Here is a 1,283-nt window from a genome sequence, read left to right as displayed (position 1 = left end):
TGTTTGGGCATTTCATTAATCCCGCGCGAGGAGAAAATGCATTCCGCATCTACCGGGAAAGCTTTCGGCCCTCAGCCCATTTTTCGAATCCGTCCGCACTTTTTACGATTTTTGTCATTTGCGCGAAAACAGATGAAGAGGCAGAAGAACTCGCATTAAGCCAGGATTTGTGGCTTCTTCGCGTCGGGAAAGGCTTGGACAGCCGCGTGCCAAGCATCGAGGAGGCTAAAGCCCATCCCTATACAGCGTCCGATAAAAAACTCATAGAAGAAAACAGAAAGCGGATGGTGATCGGTTCTCCAACCACTGTCAAACAACAGCTGTTAGACCTCACAGACCGCTATGAAACAAATGAAATCATGGTTCTGTGCAATGTGTTTAATTTTGAGGCGAAAAAAGAATCGTATGAGCGCCTTGCTGGATTGGTTCTATAAAAAAAGCAGTTTTCCCTAGGGAAAACTGCTTTTCATGTTATCGGTGCCTTTTTTTGCGCTGAGCTTCTTTTTTGATAAACGTCCAAACTCCCTGAACTGCAAATCCGATTAATAGCAAAACAATCAATAGCAGGGTAATAGACGGACCTGGCGGCGTCCCGAGCTGATAGGATGATGTCAGTCCCGTAAATACGCTGAATAACGAAATGAGTATGGCTGTAATGAAAACCATGTTAAAGCCTTTTGCAATTCTGATGGCGAATGCTGCCGGCAATACGAGCAGGGCTGATACAAGAAGGACCCCGATGATCGGAATAATGACTGAAATCGCAAGGCCTGTGACAATACTGAATGACAACGAGAGAACGTTTGTATTGATTCCCGATGTTTTGGCTGTTGCTTCATCAAACGTCAGCAGGTAGAGCGGCCTTCTCAGTACGATAAAATAAAGCAGGATCAGCAGTGTGATAATACTGATAATATAGACCTGCTGCTGGTTTACTGTCACAAGCGATCCAAATAGGTATTGATCAATGCTCATATTGGCTGTGCCTTTGGAAAGGCTGATTAAAAACATCGCGAAGGACAAACCAGCTGCCATTAAGATGGCAATGGACACTTCTGAATAAGTCCGATACGCCCGCCGCATGTATTCAATTCCGATCGCGCCAATGGTCACGACGACTATGCTTGCTGCGGTTATATTGGTGCTGAGAAAAAAGCCGATGGCAACACCTGACAATGAGATATGTGAAAGTGTGTCAGCCATTAAGGCCTGTCTTCTGAGAACGAGATACACTCCTAGTATCGGAGCCATAACGGCGATCATGCCGCCTGCTAGAAAAGCTC

Annotated in this window: 1 protein-coding gene and 1 pseudogene; one reads left to right on the top strand and one right to left on the bottom strand. The window is 45.6% G+C overall.

Features of this window, described 5'->3' with window-relative positions; all coding sequences use genetic code 11:
• Positions 1–434, top strand: a pseudogene (locus tag ACWHAR_RS21835) (LLM class flavin-dependent oxidoreductase); the annotation flags it as partial.
• Between the two features lie 37 nt (positions 435–471).
• On the opposite strand, the gene znuB reads toward ACWHAR_RS21835, so the two are convergent.
• A partial coding sequence (znuB, locus tag ACWHAR_RS21830; RefSeq protein WP_452087805.1) for a zinc ABC transporter permease ZnuB occupies positions 472–1,283 on the bottom strand: 812 nt, incomplete at its 5' end.

The sequence above is a fragment of the Bacillus sp. LR--39 genome (assembly GCF_053613335.1).
The sequence above is the reverse complement of the archived record's forward strand: the minus strand, read 5'-3'. Positions and strand labels throughout refer to the sequence as shown.